The 2,926-nt window shown below is 72.7% G+C and carries 3 protein-coding genes and 1 pseudogene; 3 read left to right on the forward strand and 1 reads right to left on the reverse strand.

Annotated features, from left to right (window positions below):
* The 3 genes from G3N61_RS38460 to G3N61_RS38470 form a co-directional block, all read left to right on the forward strand.
* On the forward strand, positions 1 to 643 hold a 643-nt coding region (locus tag G3N61_RS38460), incomplete at its 5' end, for an MMPL family transporter (protein ID WP_205825055.1).
* Positions 640 to 1,533, forward strand: a complete 894-nt coding sequence (locus G3N61_RS38465; protein ID WP_205825057.1) for a polysaccharide deacetylase family protein — start codon at positions 640 to 642, stop codon at positions 1,531 to 1,533. The genes G3N61_RS38460 and G3N61_RS38465, both read left to right, overlap by 4 nt.
* 63 nt (positions 1,534 to 1,596) lie before the next feature.
* The gene (locus G3N61_RS38470; protein WP_089451272.1) at positions 1,597 to 2,808 is read left to right on the forward strand and encodes a beta-ketoacyl-[acyl-carrier-protein] synthase family protein; all 1,212 of its coding nucleotides are present in this window, start codon (positions 1,597 to 1,599) and stop codon (positions 2,806 to 2,808) included.
* On the opposite strand, the pseudogene G3N61_RS38475 reads toward G3N61_RS38470, so the two are convergent.
* Positions 2,789 to 2,926, reverse strand: a pseudogene (locus G3N61_RS38475) (MFS transporter); the annotation flags it as partial. The gene G3N61_RS38470 and the pseudogene G3N61_RS38475 sit on opposite strands and share 20 nt — an antisense overlap.

The raw sequence follows: 2,926 nt of genomic DNA on the forward strand, positions 1-2,926 counted from the left end.
TCGTGACGGCCGCTGGAGCGCGATGCTGCCGCTGCGCGCGCCGGACGCCGCGCGCACCGCGCAACCGGCATCGAGTCTCGATGCCACGCCGATTCGCGCGGCCGTCGCGCGCGCGGGCGTGCCCGATGCGCTGTTCGTCGACATGAAAGCCGAAGCCGATCGCCTGTACGTGAGCTACGTGCACGAGGACATCCGGCTGTCGCTCGCGGGTTTTGCCGCGATCGCCGTGCTGTTGCTGATCGCGCTGCGCTCGCCGCGCCGCGTCGTGCGCGCGCTCGCGCCGCTCGTCGCGGCCGTGCTGGTCGTGACGGCCGGCTTCGCGCTCGCCGGCGTGCAACTGACGATCCTGCATCTCGTCGGGATGCTGCTGATCGTCGCGGTCGGCTCGAACTACGCGCTGTTCTTCTGCAAGCGCGACGACGCGCAGCCCGTCACGCCCTACACGCTCGTGTCGCTGCTGATCGCGAACCTCGCGACGGTCGCCGGCTTCGGGCTGCTCGCGCTGTCGCGCGTGCCGCTGCTCGAAACCTTCGGGCTGACCGTCGGCCCGGGCGCGATGCTCGCGCTCGCGTTCGCGGCGATTCTCGCGCCGCGCGCGGCCGAGGTCGCGGCCGTCAACCGTCATCGAGGAAGCCGCGCATGAACGCGCCGTCGTCCGTTCCGTCGCGACCGCCCGGCGACACGCGCCGCTGGAAGCCGACGCCGCTGATCGCGGGCACGGCCGCGCTGCATGCAGGCGCGGCCGCCGCCGTCGTCGCGCAACCGGCCACGTGGCCGTGGGCCGTCGGCGGCGTGGTCGCGTCGCATCTCGCACTGACCGCCGCCGGCCTGTGGCCGCGCAGCACGCTGCTCGGGCCGAACTGGACGCGCCTGCCGCCCGGTGCCGGCCGCCGGATCGCCCTGACGATCGACGACGGCCCGGACCCGGACGTCACGCCGCGTGTGCTCGACCTGCTCGACCGTTACGACGCGCGCGCGACGTTCTTCTGCATCGGCGATCTCGCGCGCCGTCATCCGCGCTGGATCGAGGCAATCGTCGCGCGCGGTCACGCGATCGAGAACCACAGCCAGCGGCACCGGCACACGTTCTCGCTGTCGGGGCCCGCCGCGCTGCGGCGCGAGATCGCGGCCGCGCAACAGACGCTGACCGAGCTCGCCGGTACGCGCCCGCTGTTCTTCCGTGCGCCGGCCGGCCTGCGCAATCCGTTTCTCGAGCCGGTGCTGTGCGAACACGGCCTGCAACTCGCAAGCTGGACGCGGCGCGGCTTCGACACGCGCGCGCGCGATGCCGCGACCGTCACGCGCCGCCTGCTGCACGGTCTCGAAGCGCGCGACATCCTGCTCGTGCACGACGGCCACGCGGCGCGCGACGCACGCGGCGAACCGGTCGTGCTCGACGTGCTGCAAGCGGTGCTGCGCGCGGCCGCCGACGCGCAGTTGCACTGGACCACGCTGCGCGCGGCGCTCGCGCCGGAACCGCCCGGCAGGCCGGGCGAGCCGGCCGGTTCGGCACCCCCGTTTGATAAAATCTGACCTCGAACGGCGCGCCTGCCAGCCCTGCTGCGGCGCCCGTTCCGGCCACCGGATGCGACCCTCGTGAAACCTCTCCTGCTCTCGCACTTCACCGCCACCAGTTGCATCGGCCGCGGCCTCGATGCGACCCTCGATGCGCTGCGCCACGCGCGCGGCGGGCTCACGCGCTGCGACTTCGAGCGTGCGGATCTCGACACGTGGATCGGCGCGGTGGACGGCGTCGACGCGCAGCCCGTGCGTGCCGACCTCGCCGACTTCGAGTGCCGCAACAACCGCCTCGCGCAGCTCGGCCTCACGCAGGACGGCTTCGACGCAAGCGTCGCGGCGGCCGTCGCGCGCTACGGCGCGGCGCGCGTCGGCGTGTTCATCGGCACGAGCACGGCCGGCATCCTCGAGACCGAGCACGCATACCAGCGCCGCGATCCGGCGAGCGGCGCGCTGCCCGCCGACTTCCGCTACGCGCAGACGCACAACCCATATTCGCCGGCTGCGTTCGTGCGCGCGTTTTTCGCGCTGCGCGGGCCGGCGATGGCGATCTCGTCCGCGTGCTCGTCCGGCGCGAAGGTGTTCGGCTCCGCACGCCGCATGATCGAGGCAGGCTTGATCGACGCGGCCGTCGTCGGCGGCGTCGATTCGCTGTGCCTGACGACGCTGTACGGCTTCAATTCCCTCGAACTGCTGTCGCGCCAGCCGTGCCGGCCGTTCGACGTCGCGCGCGACGGCATCTCGATCGGCGAGGCCGCCGCGTTCGCGCTCGTCGAACGCGTGCCCGACCGGCCCGCCGCACTCGACGCCGACGCAATCCTGCTGCTCGGCATCGGCGAATCGAGCGACGCGCATCACATGTCGTCGCCGCATCCGGACGGGCTCGGCGCGCGCGTCGCGATCGAGCAGGCGCTCGCGTCCGCCGGCCTCGACGCGACCGACATCGACTACGTGAACCTGCACGGCACCGCGACGCCGAGCAACGACGCAGCCGAAAGCCGCGCGATCGGCGCGCTGTTCGCCAGCACGCCGTGCAGCTCGACGAAGGGTGCGACCGGCCATACGCTCGGCGCGGCGGGCGCGCTCGAGGCGGTCGCCGCCGCGCTCGCGCTGCGCGAGCAGTTCGTGCCGGCCGGCGTCAACACGACGCAACCCGACCCGGCCCTCGCCGCCGACTACGTGCTTGCGAGCCGCGATGCGCGCGTACGCGCCGTCCTCTCCAATTCGTTCGGCTTCGGCGGCACGAATTGCAGCCTGATCCTCGGCCGCGCCGACCACGCCCGCCGATGATGCCCGGCAGGAAGAAGATCACCGTGTAGATCGTCAGTTGATGGCAGAAGTACACGAAGATCGCGAGCCAGATCTGCGGATCGCGCAGCGCGGAACCGAACGCATGGCCGCCGTGCGC

The sequence above is a fragment of the Burkholderia sp. Ac-20349 genome, from assembly GCF_017104865.1.
Classification (GTDB): domain Bacteria; phylum Pseudomonadota; class Gammaproteobacteria; order Burkholderiales; family Burkholderiaceae; genus Burkholderia; species Burkholderia aenigmatica.

Coding starts and splice junctions, on each gene's coding strand:
- G3N61_RS38465 (WP_205825057.1), top strand. CDS start 640: ATGAACGCGCCGTCGTCCGTTCCGTCGCGACCGCCCGGCGACACGCGC.